This window comes from Armatimonadota bacterium (assembly GCA_036504095.1).
GTDB lineage: Bacteria > Armatimonadota > DTGP01 > JAKQQT01 > JAKQQT01 > DASXUL01.
The window spans coordinates 35,320-52,489 of record DASXVS010000080.1; the positions used below are offsets into that span (position 1 = coordinate 35,320).

Genomic DNA, 17,170 nt, shown 5'->3' on the forward strand with positions numbered 1-17,170 from the left:
GGCCATGGCGCCGAGGCTTGACGCCACAAGCCGCGTGACATACAATCAAGCGTGGCCAGCCGGCCTGAAGGGGTGCCTGTGCGTCTGTTCCTCCGTTTCCTTTCGTTTCTGCGGCCCTACCGCGCTCAGTTATTTCTGGCGCTGGCGCTCGTTTTCGCGTCCACCGGACTCATCCTCGTTTCCGGAAGCGTGTTCAAGCACATCTTCGCCGAATTCGACACCTGGAAGGATTTCGCCGCCGTCACACACGACCTTTCCGCGCGAGCGAAATATGCCCACGGCGTGGTCCTGGATACGCTGTTCTGGGGGGCTGTCGTTGTCGTGGTGGCTGTGGCTGCCTCGTGCCTTAACGCATTGCGCGCGGTAGTGGCGGGCGCGGTTTCCCAACGCGCGGTTTTCGACGTCCGAAACCGCGTTATGGAGCATCTCACCAACCTCTCACTCCGCTTCTATGAAACGCATCCCACCGGCCAATTGATGAGCCGGATCACCGCGGACGTGGATGCAATGCAGCTGCTCGTCACGTCGTCCACGGTTGATTTCCCTTCCGACGTTATCCAGACTCTAGTCCTGGGCTCGGTGCTCCTTTGGATCAGCCCCCGTCTGGCCCTCGTTGCGGCGGTAATGGGGCCGCTTCTTTTCCTTGGCACCGCTCTGTTTGGGCGACGGATGCGCACGGTCAGCCGGGCGGTACAGGCCCAGTTGGGCGCGGTGTCGGCGCAGATGCTGGAGACTATCTCCGGGATCCGTGTGGTGATGGGGTTCTCCGCGGAAAAGCGCGAGCAGGACCGCTTTCGCGCTCAGAACAGCGAAGCGCTTCGGCTCGGCCTGCAGCGCTTGCGATTGCAGACGCTCTGGTCGGTCTCGGCGGAAAGCAGCGTTCAGATCGCGATGGTCATCCTGGCGGTGGCCGGCATCCGTGAGATTGTGAAGGGACGGTTGGACATTGCGCAGATCGGCTTGTTCACTTACCTTCTGATGTTCATGAGGACGCCGCTTCAACGGCTGTTCATCTTCAACGACACCCTTCAGAGGGGCCTTGCGGGAACGGAGCGCGTCTTCGAGATACTGGACACTCAGCCGGACGTCCGGTCTCTTCCCGGCTCGACTGACGCGCCACGGCCGCGTGGGACGATCACCTTTGACAATGTCTCCTTCGCCTATGACCACGGGCAGCCCGTTCTTCACGGCGTCTCGCTTGAAGTGCCACCCGGCAGCACCGTCGCGCTGGTCGGGCCTTCCGGCGCGGGAAAATCGACGATGGCCAATCTCCTCGCCCGTTTCTACGACCCCTCCGAAGGCGCCGTGCGCGTGGATGGCGCCGACATACGCGCCTGGACCCTCGAGTCCTGGCGCAGGCAGATCGGCCTCGTGCTGCAGGACACGTTCCTGTTCTCCGGGACCGCGCGGGACAATATCGCCATTGGCCGCGAGGGCGCCACGAATGAAGAGATCGAGGCGGCGGCGGTCGCCGCGAACATCCACGACTATCTGAGTGGGCTCCCGCAGGGATACGAGACCGAAGTCGGAGAGCGGGGGGTTCGGTTGAGTGGTGGACAGCGTCAGCGCATCGCCATCGCGCGGGCTATACTTCGGGACCCTCCCATCTTGGTCCTGGACGAGGCGACATCGTCGCTGGATTCGGAATCGGAGCGGCTCATCCAGTCGGCGTTGGACCGCCTTCTGGAGCACCGAACTGCCGTCGTCATCGCGCATCGCCTCAGCACCATCCAGCGGGCGGATGCCATCATCGTCATCGACGATGGGCGCATCGTGGAACGGGGAAGCCATTCGGACCTGATGGCCTTGAACGGACTCTATGCGCGGTTGTACCACACGCAGTTCGAGGCGCCTCCCGTGAGACGGCCTTACAACGAGCCGGGAATCTCCGAGCTGTAACCCACGCTCATTTCGCCAGCAGCGTCTTCAGTTTCCTCAGGGCCCTTTGCTGCAAACGGCTCACGTGCATCTGGGAGATGCGCAGGTGGTGCGCCACCTCGGTCTGCGAAAGGTCGCTGAAGAAACGCAGCGCGATGATGTTCTGTTCGCGTTCGTCCAGGTTTCGAATGGCCTCGCGCAGATCGTCGAACGCCTCAACGTCCAGAAGCGCTTCATCTTCGCCGCCGATGAACTCCGCGAGGGTCAGCGCGGTCGATTCGCCCTGGTTTTCCATGCGGCTGTCCAGGCTGATCGTCTCGTATGCGTTACCGAGTTCGATCGCCTCCACCGTTTCCTCTTCGGATGCGTTCAGGTGTCTCGCGATCTCGGCAATCGTGGGCGACCGTCCGAGTGTCTGTGTGAGGGCTTCCGCGGCTCTGGCGGTGGCGAGGTTCAATTCCTGGAGCCGCCGAGGGACTTTCAGGTTCCACGCTTTGTCGCGGAAATGACGTTTGATCTCGCCGACGATGGTCGGCGCGGCATATGTGCTGAACCTGTTCCCTCGCAAGGGGTCAAATCGATCCACGGCGTTGATCAGGCCGATAGTTCCGACCTGGATGAGGTCTTCAACCGGCTCGCCCCGGTTTGCGAATTTGCCGGCGAGGTAACGGACGAGGCTGATGTGGAGCACCACTAGCCTGTCTCGCAGCCCCGGATCCCTCGTCTGGTAGTATTCGGCGAATAGATCGCCGACATCCTTTCCACGAGAAACCGCGGAACCGGGCGCTGCGGCATCCGGCCTCACGGCTGTCGGACGTTCTTGGGTGCTGTCCGTCATGATGATGGGTGTACCATCTTAACCAGGCGAATGGAAGTGCCGCCCTCGGGATCGTGGGAAATGTCCACGGAGTCCACCAGGATCTCCATCAGCAACGCCCCGATGTTCTCGGGATCCGCTTTCTCGACCTTGCTCCCCTCGCCACTCGAACCGGTGCTGTAACCAACCACCACGGTTAGCTCGGCAGGGGCTATTTCGCACCGGAGGTTAATAGATGTGGCGTCGCTGCCGCCGTCACCGAGGTGGTCAATCGCACCGGCGCACGCTTCGCCGACCGCCAGGCGCAAGTCTTCGACTTCGTCATAGCTGAAATCGAGGCGGCTTGCCACACCCAGGATGGCCAAACGCGCAACGCCAACGTACTCGGCGCGGCATGGGATGCTCAGCGTAACAACAAGAGGGGTTTCAGATACGGGCTCGCTCATTTCAGTGTGCCCTTCAGCGTTGCGACCGCCTCATCTGTAGCAGAGTGTACGTTGAAAATTCTGGAAAGCCCTGTCACGTCCATGATGCGCGCGATGCGCGGGTTCGGCGCCGAGAGGATGAGATCTCCTCCCTCTTCCCGAACGCGCTTGAGCGCCCCGATGAGGACTCCCAGGCCGGAACTGTCCATATATGCCACACCGGACAGATCTATTGCCAGGTGGGTACACCCGGCATCGATGCTGTGGTGAATCTCTTCTTTGAGCCTCGGGGCTGTATAAACATCAACCTCACCCTGAACCGTGACAACGGATACGCCCTCGTTGGGGGGCTGTGCAATAACGGTAAAATCCATAGCGCCTTCTGCTCCCGTGTGTATGCTGATTGATCTCTCGTATCTTTCGCGCGCCGCCCATCCCGAGCGGCCCCAGGTCAGTCCTCCGGAGAGGACTCCAACTGCGCGTCCAGTTCCGCCCGACGGCTCTCATACGCTTCCCGCCCGGCGTCAACGGCGCCATCGAGGCGTTCGCGCGTCTCCAGAATAGTCTGCTTGCTTTTCGATATCCATTCCTCAACCGTCGAACGTGCCTCTTCCACCACTTCCGCGGTCTTCTCGCGAACCTCGACCAGCGAGGCGGCCACCCGATCGCGAACCGTATCAACGGCTTCCGCGGCGCAATCCGCTACCGAAGCATACGCGCTCGCAACGTCTCGCCGGGCTTCCTCTCCCGGCTTGGGAGCGAAGAGCAGGGCAAGCCCCGCTCCAATCGCGGCTCCCGCCAGCAAACCGGCCAGGAACTGACTAACCTCGAAATCATCACTTGGCAGAGGCCCAAACTCAAAATTGTCTTCGGGATTCATAGGTGATTGCCTCCGTAAATGGCGGTTTTGCCCGCCGGAATCCTAATTGGGGTTATAGAGACTTTACCAATCCGGCGCGGATTCCGGCAACCGGGCACAGGTCATCAAGCGCCCACGCTTGCCACAACTCCCCCGCCCACAACGACGTCACCGTGGTAGAATACAGCGCTCTGTCCGGGCGTAATCGCGCGTTCCGGCTCGACAAATTCGCCCTCCAGCCCGTTATCTCCGCGAGTGAGCCGGCATGGACGGTCGGCCATGTTGTATCGAATCTTGGCGGTGATCCCTTCGGGCAGATCGTCCGGGCCGCCGTACGATAACCAGTTCATGCCCTCCACCACGAAGGACGATGCCATCAGGGCCGGGGCGAGGCCGATGACGACTTCCCTGGATTCCGGTCGGACGTCGATCACATAGCGGGCCTCGGGACCGTGGGCTCCGATGCCCTTTCGCTGGCCGCGCGTATACATCGCCACGCCCTCGTGCTCCCCGACGACGGCGCCGCTGAGGTCCACCACTGCCCCCGGAACGAGGGCGTCCGGCGCGTGCGTCCGCAGAAACTCCCTGTAGTCATTGCCCGGGATGAAGCAGATCTCCTGGCTGTCCGGCTTGTCCGCGGTAGACAGCCCCAGGTCTGCCGCCAGCCGTCGCGTATCATCCTTCGAAGGCAGATCGCCGAGGGGAAGCAGGGTGTGGGCCAACTGGTCTTGTGTTAGATTGTAGAGCGCGTAGGTCTGGTCCTTCGCGCGGGCCGCCGCCCGCTCCAGCGTCCAGCGGGACCGGTCGCCGTCATACTTCACCTTCGCATAATGCCCCGTCGCCACGTAATCGGCGCCGAGTTGCTTCGCACGTTCGAGAAGGGCGTCGAATTTAACAAACTGGTTGCACCGCACGCAGGGATTTGGCGTTCGGCCACGGCGGTACTCGTCTATGAAATCGGTGATCACGCGCTCGTTGAAAAGCTCGCGGAAATTGGTGACGTGATACCGGATGCCCAGTTTGGCCGCCACGCGGCGCGCGTCATCGACCGCCGAAAGGCCGCAGCAACCCTGCTCCGCCCCCTCGACGCCTTCCGGCCATAATTGCATGGTCACCCCGATGACCTCGTGCCCCTGCTGAACCAGCAAAGCCGCCGCCACCGAACTGTCCACCCCGCCACTCATCGCGCAAACTATCCGCGCCATTCAACTCCACCTATTTCCGCTGCACAGCGTCATTCCACCGTAAACCGTCATGCGGAGCGTTATCAGTCGTTCTTCTGGTCTTCGCGGCTTCGCGGTGACTTCAGCAAACGCCACTCGTCCAACCTCGCTTTGACGCGCGCTTCGAACCCTCGCTCGTTCGGCGCATAATACGGCTCACTAGAGGGTAGACCCTCCGGTAGATAGCGCTGTTCCACCTGCGCCTCCGGGAAATCGTGCGGATACTTGTAGCCGACCCCGTGGCCCAGTGCTTTGGCCCCTTTGTAACCGGTGCCGCGCAGGTGCGGAGGGACCGGTTCGTGCCGCTGGTTCTCCAGATCTTCAAGCACCCGCCCAATCGTAACCACCACGCTGTTGCTTTTCGGGGCGCAAGCGATATACAGCGCGGCCTCCATCATCGGGATACGCGCTTCGGGGTACCCCACCATCTCCAGCGCGTGCGCCGCCGCCGAGGCCACCACCAGCGCCTGTGGATCCGCCAGCCCCACGTCTTCCGCCGCGTGGACCAGGATGCGGCGCATCATGAATTTGGGATCTTCACCCGCTTCCAACATGCGCAACAGCCAATACGCCGTGGCGTCCGGATCGCTGCCCCGCATGCTCTTGATGAACGCCGAAATGGCGTCGTAATGGGCGTCGCCGTTCTTCCCGGACGGCAGCATCCGTCTTTGAAGGGCCTCTTCAACGTCGGCAAGGCGCACCATGCGGCGGCCATCTGCATCGGTATCCGCGGCGTCGGCCAGCGCCTCGAGCGCGCTCAGCGCGACGCGCGCGTCCCCGTTCGCCACGTTCACCAGGTGTTCCATCGCGTCGGCGTCCAGGTCAACGTGTTCGCCGCCCAGTCCGCGCTCCTCGTCTGCTATCGCACGCTCCACCAGTTGGCGGATGTGAGCGTCACTCAGCGCGTTGAATCGCACGAGGCGGGCGCGGGAGAGCAGCGGCGGGTTCACCTCGAAGAACGGGTTCTCCGTAGTCGCGCCGATCAGCGTGATCGTCCCGTCCTCCACGTGGGGGAGCAGGACGTCCTGCTGCGCCTTATTGAAGCGGTGAATCTCGTCGATGAAGACGATTGTCTGCTGCCCGTGGAAGCGCCTGCCTTTCGCCCGCTCGATGATCTTGCGCAGCTCCGGAACGCCGCCCGTGACCGCTGAAAATGGTTCGTACGCGTGATTGGTGAGGTTGGCGACTACCCCCGCGAGCGTGCTCTTGCCGGTGCCGGGCGGGCCCCAGAGGATCACACTGTGAAGGCGGTCGGTTTCGATGGCGCGGCGGAGCCAGCGCCCGGGGCCGAGGACGTCGTCCTGCCCCACGAAATCGTCCAGTGTGCGCGGACGAAGGCGGGCCGCCAACGGCGCATCCGCGTCGTTGGTGTATAAGCCTCTGTCCTCCGGTGTTTCGACAGCTCTCACACGCTGATTATAGCCCTGTCCGCACGCATCACCCGCCGAACCGCCAAACAACCCGGGCCCGTCGAGCGAGCCAATTCCCGGTTCCGGAATCCCCGAATACGGCCCGCGCGGTTGACTCGCCGCGGGCCGCCGCCTTAAACTGAGCGTGCACAGGTGCGCGAGGCCGCCAATCCTTTGAAGCGCGCACAGAGTTTGGGAGGGACGCATCCATGACCCCTGAACGCAGGCAGGCCCTCGTCGCAACCTACCGTGACGGTCTTCTACAAGATACTTTGCCGTTCTGGATCAAGAACGCCGTAGACCGCGAATACGGCGGCTACATCACGTCTTTGGACCAGGACGGCGCCATTCTCCAGAGCGACAAATCCGTCTGGTTTCAGGGACGGTTCGCCTGGCTTCTCTCGACACTGTACAACACCGTCGAGCGCCGGCCGGAATGGCTCCAACTGGCCAAGCTCGGCATCGACTTCATCAACGACCACTGCTTCGACACGGACGGCCGCATGTTCTTCTCGGTGACCCGTGAAGGCAAACCGCTCCGCAAGCGGCGCTACCTGTTTTCGGAGTCGTTCGCCGTCATCGCCCTCGCGGCCTACGGCACGGCATGCAACGACGACAAGTACAAGCAGCAGGCTCTTGACCTCTTCAAGCTGATGCTGCATTATCACTGCACTCCGGGACTTCTGGAACCGAAAACGAACACTGATACGCGGCCGATGAAGGGCCTTGCGATGCCGATGGTTCTGATCGTAACAGCCCAGGAATTGCGGAAAGCCGTCAACGATCCCATCTGTACGCAGGTCATCGATGAAGCCATCGCCGAAATCGAAAGGGATTTTCTCAAACCGGAGTTCAAGTGCTGCCTCGAAGCCGTGGGGCCAAATGGCGAGTTTATCGACACCTTCGACGGCCGCCTGGTGACACCCGGCCATTCGCTGGAGTGTGGTTGGTTTATCCTTGAGGAAGCGCGGTTGCGAAGCAAGGACGCTCACCTCATCGAACTAGGTACAAAGATAATAGACTGGTCGTACCAGATAGGTTGGGATAAGGAATTCGGGGGCATCCTGTATTACCGCGACGCGAAGGGCGCTCCGGCCACCGAGTACTGGCACGACATGAAATTCTGGTGGCCGCACAACGAGGCCGTCATCGCCACGCTGCTGGCTTACGAACTAACCGACGATTCCAGGTACGCTCGCTGGCACGAGGCCGTGCACAACTGGGCGTATGCTCACTTCCCGGACAGTCTGCACGGCGACTGGTTCGGATACCTGCATCGCGACGGGACCGTTTCCACGCGCTTGAAGGGCAACATGTGGAAAGGACCGTTCCACCTCCCGCGCATGCAGTGGTACTGCTGGCAACTCTTGGAAGGACACCTTGGGAAATAGCGAATCGCGCGGACGTGGGGGCAAAACGGCCGCAACGCCTGTCCCCGGGTCTGCAAACTACAGCCCCACCGGAAATCGCACTATGCCAAACAGAATCTTGTTGATGCCGCTCGACGAGCGCCCCTGCAACGCCTGGTATCCGCGTTACGTTGCTCCCATCGGCGGAGTGGAACTCGTCATGCCGCCGGCCGAGTTTATGCCCACGTTCCGCTCGCCCGGCAACCCCGAAGCGATGGCGCAGTGGTTCCTCGCAAACATCGACTCCGTGGATGCAGCCGTGGTGTCCATCGACATGCTGGGCTATGGAGGCCTCATCCCCAGCCGCATTGGATATGAAACGGCGGAGGAGGTCATCAGCCGGCTCGATGTCATCCGGGAGGCGAAGCGTCGCAAGCCGGACATCCCGCTCCTGGGGTTCAACATCATCATGCGAACCTCCGACTCCAACTCCGCGACGGAGGAGCCCGAATACTGGAGCGCATACGGCAAGAAGATATTCCGGGTGTCGCAGTTGCTCGATCGCGTGGAGCGCCTCAACATTCCGGAAGAGTGCGCCGAACTGGCCGCGCTTCAGGCCGAACTTGACTCGAAAATGGTGGCGGATTACTTCGACCGGCGCGACCGCAATCACAAGGTCAACCGTTCCGCAATCCGGATGGCCGCCGAAGGGGTTCTCGATTTCCTTTTCCTGAGCCAGGACGACGCCAGCGAATACGGGGTGCCGGCCCGCGAGCAGCGCACCCTTCGCTCCGATATCCAGTCGCTGAACATCAACGACAAGGTTGTGGTGTACCCGGGCGCGGACGAAGTGGGCCTTGTACTGCTGGCGCGCGCGGCGTGCCAACTGGCGGGCTACACGCCTCGCTTTTTCCCGCGGTATGCCTCCACCCGGGGCGACGAGATCATCGCGCTGTTCGAGGACCGGCCGCTGGGTCAGACGGTTCGCGGCGAGATCTACTGCGTGGGCGGGGTGACAGTCGAAGGGCCAAGAGACGCCGACGTAATGCTCTTTGTGAACACGCCCGGTGAGGCGCAGAGTTATCCGCCGTGGGCGGCCACCGCGCGCACGGTGGAAACACCCGCGCGTAACCTGCCCGATTTTCTGGCCGCGCTGAAATTCTACGCCGGCTACATGCAGGTCGCCGTGGCTGACGTAGCCTACTGCAACGGCGCGGATCCGGCTCTGGTTCCGCTGCTGCCCAAATTCATCGGATATCCGCAGCTCGCCGCGTACGGCGGGTGGAATACCGCTGCGAATACGATCGGAACCGTGGTTGCCCACGCGACGATGCGCACACTGGGCCTGCATCACGTTGAGGGAGGCGATCCGCTGAAGCGCGAGGAAGCGCACCAGACCTTCCTTTTCCACCGCCTGCTGGAAGACTGGGGCTACCAGACCGTCATCCGCACGGAGATCGAGAACGCCCGCGCCGGATCGGAAGACTGGGATAAACTGACGCCGGCCGCCGTTGAGACCCTCCGCGCCGAGGCCGAGCGCCGCCTGGAGATGCTTGGCTCACACGCGTTCAGCGAGTGGTTTGCCGGCCAAGGCAGCAGCCCGGATCCGACGCTGCGCCCCGAAGGCTGGGAACTGCGGCGTGTAACACTGCCCTGGAACCGGACGTTCGAGGTCGGTCTGGACGTATGCGTTGGCGTCGAGGGCAGCACCGCTCAACAACACGCCGCGGACTAGGGGATGGTATTCAGGATTCAACGCTGAACGTCGGCCGTTCGCTCTTCGGCGGCGGCGCCGGCACTGCTCAGCCGTCGGCTTCAGCCGATGGCTCGCAAGCCGTTGCCTGAGATCGTAATGAGCATCGGGGATTGAGGGACGCATCGCGTCGCCTCACCCTGAATGCCGGATTACTCCAGGTCTTCGAGCCGGTCCACCCGCTTCTGGAGGGCCACTATGTACGCCCACAGGCCGATCCACACGACCAGGCACGCCGCGCCGAAAGCCGAAAGTGCTGCGTTCATCCTTCCAATCTCCCTTCCCGCTTCCAGGCGAGCAGTGTGATGCGGGTCTCAAGCGTGTGAACCCAGAAGAACAGGCCTATGAAGGCCATTATGCTCAGGCCGATGGTCATCCCGAACGTGCCCGGAAGCCTCGCCTCGCCGGGCCGCAGGTGAAGAGACGGCATCATCCTCGGCAGGCCGAAAATCAGGAACAGCGCGGTCGGGCACGCCAGCACCGCATAAACCGCCGCCAGGGCGCCCTCGCGCTCCGGGTCGTCTACCGCGCTCCGCAGAGCGAAATAGGCCATATACGTAAGCAGGGCCAGCGCCAGCCCGGTTTCCCGCGGGTCCCAGTTCCAGGCCGCGCCCCATTCGGCGTTCGCCCAGACCATCCCCATCAGAAGCGCCATAACGCCGAAGAACAGCCCCAGACGGGCGGCCACCATGGAACGGGCGTCATGCCTCGGATCGCGCGTCATCAGGTATCGTACGGCATAGAACAGAGCCAGCAGGAACCCCACGGAGCAAAGCTCGGCGCATGGCACATGGAAAAACAGAATGCGTGTCGCATCGGGCGCGTTGAACTGCCCTCCGTCCGCCGGCGACGGGGGCGCCTTCACCACGAAAAACGCCATCACGATAACGCCCGCCATGCCCGCCAGCAGCAGAAGCGCCAGCGCCATGCGCAGGCCCGCGTTCATTCTTCCCATAGGACCTCGAAGACAAGAAAGGCGACCGTCAGCAACAGGCCGTCAAATGCGATCAGCAGCTCGATCGGACCGTCGAGCGCGGCGCGCGAGCCGGGCAGGCACGCCTGCGTTCCACGAATGCCGCCTATGAGCGCCGGGATCAGCAGCGGAAACGCGATCGCCGCGAACAACTCGCCTCGTCCGCGCGCCTTCGCGACCAGCGCCGCCGAAACCGTCGCCGCAGCGCTCAATCCGATTGTACCCAGCAACAGTACACACGCAAATCCCCGCCAGTTCGCAATCGGCAGCGCCATCAGCAGCAGGAAAAGCGGCAGCACCACCGCTTCGAGCACCAGCATCAGGCCCAGGTTGGCCAAAAGCTTCCCCAGGAGGACCGCGTGCGCCTTGCCGGCCATACGCAGCGCGAGTGCGGTTCCGCTCTCTTCTTCCGCTACAAACGAGCGCGCCAGGCCCGCCGTCGCCGCAAAGAAAATCACCACCCACAGGATGCTCGCGAGGATGGATGGCGCGACCCGCCTGGGGCCCAGCGAAAACGCGACGGCTACCAGCGAGGTCACCGCGAACAGGAGCGACGCGTTGAGCGCCGTTCGGCTGCGGCTCTCCGCCAGCGCATCCTTCTTCACCAACGCCAGCGCCGCGCGCATCATCCCAGTGATACCCTCCGCGTGCAGAGCGCCAGTTCCTCTTCATCGTTGCTGGCAATCATCACCCAGCCGCGATGGCTCCATTCGGCAACAAGCGATGCCACAACGGCGCGCCCGGGTTCGTCGAGGTTGGAGCCGGGTTCGTCCAGCATCAAGATCGGCGGGTTGTGCTGAATTGCCCAGGCCAGTTTGACGCGCTGGCGCATGCCGGAGGAATAGGCGCGCAATGGATCGCGCCGCGCGGGGTCCAGCCCCACACGCGCCAGAAGGGCTGCGGGATCGCAAGGGACGCCGCGCCAATCGGCGAAGAAACGGAGGTTTTCCGCGGCGCTGAGGTCGTCATAGAGGCTGAGCGCGGGGGAAGAGAAGCCGATGAGGGGCCGCGCTTCCAGTGCCGTCAACTGGGAAGCGCCGCGGTACGTGATGCCGCCCCTTGAGGGGCGCAGGAGCCCGCATAATAATTGCAGCAGAGTGGACTTTCCGGAGCCGTTGGGGCCGCTTATTCCCACAACTTCCCCGCTGGTTACCTGGAACGACAACCCATCCAGAACGCGACGCCCGGTGAACCGCTTATGCAGGTCGGAAACGTGCAGAACGGGCGCGGGAACCAAGGGTTCGCCGCGCCCGCCGCCCGCTATATCTTGTTGAACAGAAGCGTCCGTTTTACGTCCTCGATCGCCTTTGTCACGTCGATTCCCCGCGGGCACGCCTCGGTGCAGTTGAAGATGGTGCGGCATTGCCACACGCCGCTGCGATCGTTCAGAATCTCCAACCGCTCGGCGCCGGCGTCGTCGCGGCTGTCGAAGATGAACCGGTGCGCCTGGACGATAGCCGCCGGCCCCAGGTATCGGCCATCGGCCCAGAAGACCGGGCACCCGGTGGTACAGCAAGCGCAGAGGATGCATTTCGTGGTGTCATCGAAAACCGCGCGGTCCTCGATGCTCTGCTTGCGTTCCACCACCGGCGCGGGATCGTCCGCGATCAGGTACGGCTTGATGGACTTGTACTTGTCGAAAAACGGCTCCATGTCCACCACAAGGTCCTTCACAACCCTGAGACCGCGCATCGGTTCGATGGTGATCTTGCTGCCCATATCCTTGATGAGGACCTTGCACGCGAGGCGGTTCTGCCCGTTGATGAGCATACCGTCCGAGCCGCAGATCCCGTGGGCGCACGAGCGGCGGAAGGCGAGAGTACCGTCCTGATACCACTTTACGGCGTTGAGCGCATCCAGGACGCGGTCCGTGGGATCCACTTCAAGGGAATATTCCTTGAACGCGGCTATCTTGTCCTTCTCAGGGTTGAACCGCTTAATCTTCAAAGTAACTTGCATAATAACCTTCCTACCGCAGCCTGTTGTACGCCGCAACCGCCATAATCCCCGCCGCGATCCAATTCAACGGCGTCAGCACTCCATCGACCAATCCGTCCCTTACCGCGGCGCCCAGAGACGCGTAATCCGCGGGATTCCTCAGCGACCCCATTGCCCCGTCCACCGCGCCCGATCCGAGAACGCCCAGCACGATGAAGGCGATGGCCACAGCGGCAAGCGGCCACCCCGGTTTCCGGCCGGAGACCGCCAGGATCACGCCGGCCAGCCACATCCCGCCGAACCACAGGATGAGCAGGATGAAGAATCCGCCGAGACCGACGACCAGGCCGCCGGCCACCCCGCCGATGGCCGCCGTCAAAGCAATCAGCGGCCACCGCCAGAGCTCAATCTTCAACCGCGCAATCCGCGGACCTCGGGCACATTCCCGGCAGCGCCCTCCAACCGGAGTGACGACCAGGCAATCCGGACAAAACGGCCGCTCGCATCGTCCGCAGATGCGCAGGGTCTCCACATTCTTGTGCGTCGTACAGAACTGCGTCGGCATAGTGATCCTGTTAGCGCGACGCTGCCTCGACCGCCTTCTTCACCGCATCGTAGTCCGGTTCGTTCGCCGGCGTATCGGAAAGCCATGACCACGCGATCTTGCCGTCCTTGCCGATCACGAACACGGAGCGCCGGGCCACAGTGTAGCCCTTGATGCCGGCGAGTTCAGGGAACTCGACACCGTACGCCTCGATGGCCTCGTGATTGAAGTCCGATAGAAGGGCGAAGTTCAACGAATTCTGTTTCTTGAACTCGGCCGATGTGAACGGCGGGTCCGTGCTCACCCCAAATACCTTCGCGTTCAGGCTGTTGAACTGCGCCATCGCGTCGCGGAAAGAACACATCTCCGTTGTGCAGACACCCGTGAATGCCGCCGGGAAGAACGCCAGCACGGCAACCTCACCGGGGAGGGGCAGGTTTACCACCTCGCGAGAATCGCTGTAAATCGCCAATTTCGGCGCATTCGCGCCAACTGCTATTGCCATAATGTCCTCTCCTCCTGTCACGCTCCCGCCACTCTTAACGGGAGATGCTATATCTTCAATTGATCGCGAAACTCCCTCAAACGCGCATACCACGCGAAGAGGTCCGCATCCGGATGATGCGCCTTGTTTGCAGCGCTCGGCGAAGGCGCCACGAAAACCCGCGCCGTTTCGATCATATCATCCTGCGCGCCGACAGGTCTGGGCGCGCCGAAATACCCGGTAGCGGCCATGCGGCCCGCAAAGGCGACGATGAGCGGTCGATAGGTCCGCACCTTCAGCCGCAACGGTTCCCGCCCCGCAGCGAACTCGCCGCCCTTCAACTCCTGGGCCATCCCGGTCGGCCTCTCGGCGATGCTCGTGATGCCGATGCCCACGTCCAGCAGAGCCCCATCTTCGGAGGGCGCGTAGAGTCGCGGCGTGAGCCCGCCTTCAAACAGCGCGCGATAGAATCGGTTCGTATTCCGCGCAAAGTGGTGCCCCACCTGCGCGCTGAAAGTGCTCGGATTAATCCCCACAAAGAGGATATCCAACCCGGGCGCTATCACATCGGGCAGTGTCCGTATCTCAGTCACGGCCGGTCAGAATCGCTCCACATAATCGCCAGGATCAGCCAGACCAGCCCTAGCGCCCACGAAGCCACCGCGTACAACGTATGCTGATCCGCTGTGAACCACCTGGCATACGCGCCGTATGCCAGGAAGAACAGCCCGATGACACCCGCCACCCGTCGCGGTGATTTTGCCCGACGCTCAACTGCCATTGCGGTCTCTTCACGCCCTCCAGCAGCGGTCCTCAACCCGCTCTCAGTATTTCCGTTCCTTCGGTTCAAACGTACCAAGGACTACCGGTTTGTAATCCATCCGGATACTGCCGTCCGCTTGTTTATAGGCCAGCGTGTGTTTGAGCCAGTTGGCATCGTCGCGGTTCGGGTAGTCCTCACGGGCGTGTCCGCCGCGGCTTTCCGTGCGCACCAGCGCGCTTTCGATCGTGACCTCGGCCAGATCCAGCATGTAGCCGAGTTCCAGGGCCTCCAGCAGGTCCGTGTTGAAGGTATGCCCCTTATCACCGACGCTGATGTGCCGGTACCTATCCTTAAGGTCCTTCACGGTGCCGCGTACGGCTTCGAGATCTTTTCCGTTCCGGAAGACGCCGCATTTGTCCATCATTTCGCGCTGCATCTCCGTCCGGATGTCGCCGGCGCTTTCCTGACCCGTATTGCTCAGGAGGCGCTCCACCTGAGTTCGAGTGTCCTCGTCGGACGATTCAGGAAGGGCCGCCCAGTCCGCGCCGCGGCAGTACTCCGCGGCGGCGATTCCCATCCGCCGTCCGAATACGAGGATGTCCACAAGGCTGTTGGTGCCCAGGCGGTTCGCGCCGTGCACGCTTACGCAGGCACACTCGCCGGCGGCAAACGCTCCCGGCAACGGGGTGTTCTTCGGGTCCATGATCACGCGGCCTTCGACGTCCGTCGGGATTCCGCCCATCGCGTAGTGCGCGGTAGGCTGGATCGGAACGGGTACTTTGGCGGGATCGATGCCGAAATAGGTCCGAACGAATTCGGTGATGTCCGGCAGTTTGGCCTCCAGTGCCTCCGCGCCGAGGTGGGTCATATCAAGGTGAACGAAGTCCTTGCCGTCTATTCCGCGCCCTTCCCGGATTTCCAGGTAAATGAAGCGGGAGATCATGTCGCGCGGAGCGAGGTCCAGCATCGTCGGCGCGTAGCGCTCCATGAACCGCTCGCCCTTGCCGTTGCGGAGGATGGCGCCTTCGCCGCGCGCCGCCTCGCTCAGCAGGATGCCCATCTTGTACATCCCGGTGGGATGGAACTGGAAGAACTCCATATCCTCCAGCGGAATCCCGCGGCGATAGCACACGGCGACCGGATCGCCCGTGAGAGCGTGCGCGTTGCTGGTGACCTTCCACATACGGCCGAACCCGCCGCTGGCGAACAGCACCGCCTTCGCGTGGAACCGGTGTATCTGCCCGTCGTAGACGGAAATCGCCACCGCGCCGGCCGTCACCCCGTCCTTCAGGATCAGGTCCGTGACCTGATACTCGTCGAAAAAGGTAACGTTGTTCTTAATGCACTGCTGGTAAAGCGTCTGGAGGATCATATGCCCCGTTCGGTCCGCTGCGTGACACGCGCGGCGCACGGGGGCCTCGCCAAAATTCCGGGAGTGGCCGCCAAATCTTCGCTGGGCGATTTTGCCTTCCGGCGTGCGGTCAAACGGGAGCCCGAGGTGCTCCAGGTCGTAGACGGTGACGATCGCCTCCTCGGCGAGGATGCGCGCGGCGTCCTGGTCCACCAGGTAGTCGCCACCCTTTACGGTATCGAACATGTGCCACTCGGGATAATCCTCTTCGAGGTTCCCGAGGGCGGCGCTCACTCCACCCTGCGCGGCACCGGTGTGCGACCGTGTGGGATAGAGCTTGCTGAGGACGGCGACATTGACGCCCTGGCGGCTCAATTCAAGGGCGGCATACAATCCGGCGCCGCCGGCTCCGACGATGATTGCGTCGAATTTGTGATACGTATCTAAAGCCATATTATACTCTCAGCCTTCAGCCTGCGTCCGGCCCTGCTACCCTCCGGCGGCGGCGTGAATATACACTCGTGGCGTCCCTAGCCCACGTTCTTTACGTGCGGAAGCATGAAGATGGTGATGAGTCCGAACAGGATGAACACAAACGAAGCCGTGAAAAGAACAGCCTTCGCTAGGACGTTCAGCGGGCGGTTGTGAATGTACTCCTCGATCACATAGCGAACACCGTTCGTCCCGTGAAGCATGGCGAACAGAAGCATCGTCGCATCGAACAGCGGCCACGCCACATTCTGATACCGCCCGACGATCCACGCTGCGTTTTCCGTGCTCAACCGGTTAATGAAATGCATCAGGGTCCAGTGAGTCAGGGCGAGAAGAACGAGCGCGAGGCCGCTGACCCGCATGAAGAACCAAGCCTGGAGTTCGAACGCGCCGCTCGGTCTGGGCCGCTGTGTCCGGGTTGTAGTGGCCATTATCGGATCCCTCCCTGAACCTGCGCGCTGGCAGTGGCAACGCCGCCGGCCTTCGCGTTCTGATAAGCGTTCCATTCCGGGACGATCATCAACCTCACCGCCGTCAGCATCAGAGCGGCGAAGAGGACGATCTCAGCATAGAACAGCTTGCGCTGAACCCCGGTGGATTTGCTCCACCAGTCGATGATCACGATGCGGATGCCGTTCAGGGCATGAAACGCGACGGCGGCGAACAGGAGGGGATGGAAGACGAGTGTGAATATGGGCAATCGGTAAAATGCGTCCAGTTTGGCATGCATATCCGGTCCGTGCGGCCCCCACACGATGACAGACGTGCTGAGAATATGGCCGAACAGGAAAAGGAATATGGCCAGCCCGCTGATGCGGTGACCAAACCAGGACAACTGCCCTTCGCGGGGCTTGTACATAAGAGGCTCTCCTCGACAGACGCTACAGTATTCTAATGGCGCCGCTTGCGCCA

20 protein-coding genes are annotated in these 17,170 nt (G+C 62.4%); 3 read left to right on the plus strand and 17 right to left on the minus strand.

Annotation, left to right across the window (positions count from 1 at the left end; translation table 11 throughout):
* Positions 1-78: 78 nt before the first annotated feature.
* On the plus strand, positions 79-1,899 hold the full coding sequence (locus VGM51_18495; protein HEY3415028.1) for an ABC transporter ATP-binding protein: 1,821 nt from the start codon (positions 79-81) through the stop codon (positions 1,897-1,899).
* Between the two features lie 7 nt (positions 1,900-1,906).
* Here VGM51_18495 and VGM51_18500 read toward each other — a convergent pair whose 3' ends face one another.
* The 6 genes from VGM51_18500 to VGM51_18525 all read right to left on the minus strand — a co-directional run bounded on the left by VGM51_18500 (position 1,907) and on the right by VGM51_18525 (position 6,611).
* Complete coding sequence (locus VGM51_18500; GenBank protein HEY3415029.1) at positions 1,907-2,716, minus strand: SigB/SigF/SigG family RNA polymerase sigma factor; 810 nt, start codon at positions 2,714-2,716, stop codon at positions 1,907-1,909.
* Positions 2,713-3,141 carry an ATP-binding protein gene (locus tag VGM51_18505; protein ID HEY3415030.1) on the minus strand — a complete coding sequence of 143 codons (429 nt, stop codon included), beginning with the start codon at positions 3,139-3,141 and terminating at the stop codon, positions 2,713-2,715. The genes VGM51_18500 and VGM51_18505 overlap by 4 nt, the downstream gene beginning before the upstream one ends.
* A complete protein-coding gene (locus VGM51_18510; GenBank protein HEY3415031.1) occupies positions 3,138-3,494 on the minus strand; it encodes an STAS domain-containing protein in 357 nt (118 codons plus the stop codon). Before VGM51_18510 ends, VGM51_18505 begins: the two co-directional genes overlap by 4 nt.
* Positions 3,495-3,571: 77 nt before the next feature.
* Positions 3,572-4,000 (minus strand): YtxH domain-containing protein, encoded by a 429-nt coding sequence (locus VGM51_18515; GenBank protein ID HEY3415032.1) that lies wholly within the window; start codon positions 3,998-4,000, stop codon positions 3,572-3,574.
* 104 nt (positions 4,001-4,104) lie between these two features.
* The gene (mnmA, locus tag VGM51_18520) at positions 4,105-5,184 is read right to left on the minus strand and encodes a tRNA 2-thiouridine(34) synthase MnmA (GenBank protein ID HEY3415033.1); all 1,080 of its coding nucleotides are present in this window, start codon (positions 5,182-5,184) and stop codon (positions 4,105-4,107) included.
* A gap of 62 nt (positions 5,185-5,246) precedes the next feature.
* Positions 5,247-6,611: a replication-associated recombination protein A gene (locus VGM51_18525; GenBank protein ID HEY3415034.1), complete on the minus strand. Its 1,365-nt coding sequence runs from the start codon at positions 6,609-6,611 to the stop codon at positions 5,247-5,249.
* 209 nt (positions 6,612-6,820) lie between these two features.
* On the opposite strand from VGM51_18525, the gene VGM51_18530 reads away from it, so the two are divergent.
* The gene (locus tag VGM51_18530) at positions 6,821-8,002 is read left to right on the plus strand and encodes an AGE family epimerase/isomerase (GenBank protein ID HEY3415035.1); all 1,182 of its coding nucleotides are present in this window, start codon (positions 6,821-6,823) and stop codon (positions 8,000-8,002) included.
* An 82-nt stretch (positions 8,003-8,084) separates the two neighbouring features.
* A complete protein-coding gene (locus tag VGM51_18535) occupies positions 8,085-9,695 on the plus strand; it encodes a DUF4127 family protein (GenBank protein HEY3415036.1) in 1,611 nt (536 codons plus the stop codon).
* Between the two features lie 280 nt (positions 9,696-9,975).
* Here VGM51_18535 and ccsA read toward each other — a convergent pair whose 3' ends face one another.
* The 11 genes from ccsA to sdhC all read right to left on the minus strand — a co-directional run bounded on the left by ccsA (position 9,976) and on the right by sdhC (position 17,117).
* A complete protein-coding gene (ccsA, locus tag VGM51_18540) occupies positions 9,976-10,668 on the minus strand; it encodes a cytochrome c biogenesis protein CcsA (protein HEY3415037.1) in 693 nt (230 codons plus the stop codon).
* On the minus strand, positions 10,656-11,315 hold the full coding sequence (locus VGM51_18545) for a heme exporter protein CcmB (GenBank protein HEY3415038.1): 660 nt from the start codon (positions 11,313-11,315) through the stop codon (positions 10,656-10,658). Before VGM51_18545 ends, ccsA begins: the two co-directional genes overlap by 13 nt.
* A complete protein-coding gene (locus VGM51_18550) occupies positions 11,312-11,923 on the minus strand; it encodes an ABC transporter ATP-binding protein (protein HEY3415039.1) in 612 nt (203 codons plus the stop codon). The genes VGM51_18545 and VGM51_18550 overlap by 4 nt, the downstream gene beginning before the upstream one ends.
* A 23-nt stretch (positions 11,924-11,946) precedes the next feature.
* Positions 11,947-12,645: a succinate dehydrogenase iron-sulfur subunit gene (locus tag VGM51_18555; protein HEY3415040.1), complete on the minus strand. Its 699-nt coding sequence runs from the start codon at positions 12,643-12,645 to the stop codon at positions 11,947-11,949.
* Between the two features lie 10 nt (positions 12,646-12,655).
* Positions 12,656-13,039: a hypothetical protein gene (locus VGM51_18560; protein HEY3415041.1), complete on the minus strand. Its 384-nt coding sequence runs from the start codon at positions 13,037-13,039 to the stop codon at positions 12,656-12,658.
* A gap of 160 nt (positions 13,040-13,199) precedes the next feature.
* Positions 13,200-13,673 carry a peroxiredoxin gene (locus VGM51_18565; GenBank protein HEY3415042.1) on the minus strand — a complete coding sequence of 158 codons (474 nt, stop codon included), beginning with the start codon at positions 13,671-13,673 and terminating at the stop codon, positions 13,200-13,202.
* A 47-nt stretch (positions 13,674-13,720) separates the two neighbouring features.
* Positions 13,721-14,245 carry a mismatch-specific DNA-glycosylase gene (locus tag VGM51_18570; protein HEY3415043.1) on the minus strand — a complete coding sequence of 175 codons (525 nt, stop codon included), beginning with the start codon at positions 14,243-14,245 and terminating at the stop codon, positions 13,721-13,723.
* Positions 14,242-14,433 carry a hypothetical protein gene (locus VGM51_18575; GenBank protein HEY3415044.1) on the minus strand — a complete coding sequence of 64 codons (192 nt, stop codon included), beginning with the start codon at positions 14,431-14,433 and terminating at the stop codon, positions 14,242-14,244. Before VGM51_18575 ends, VGM51_18570 begins: the two co-directional genes overlap by 4 nt.
* Before the next feature lie 43 nt (positions 14,434-14,476).
* Positions 14,477-16,219 (minus strand): succinate dehydrogenase flavoprotein subunit, encoded by a 1,743-nt coding sequence (sdhA, locus tag VGM51_18580; GenBank protein HEY3415045.1) that lies wholly within the window; start codon positions 16,217-16,219, stop codon positions 14,477-14,479.
* Between the two features lie 77 nt (positions 16,220-16,296).
* On the minus strand, positions 16,297-16,689 hold the full coding sequence (locus VGM51_18585) for a succinate dehydrogenase (protein ID HEY3415046.1): 393 nt from the start codon (positions 16,687-16,689) through the stop codon (positions 16,297-16,299).
* Positions 16,689-17,117, minus strand: coding sequence for a succinate dehydrogenase, cytochrome b556 subunit (gene sdhC / locus VGM51_18590; protein HEY3415047.1), 429 nt, complete (start codon positions 17,115-17,117; stop codon positions 16,689-16,691). The genes VGM51_18585 and sdhC overlap by 1 nt, the downstream gene beginning before the upstream one ends.
* Positions 17,118-17,170 lie beyond the last annotated feature (53 nt).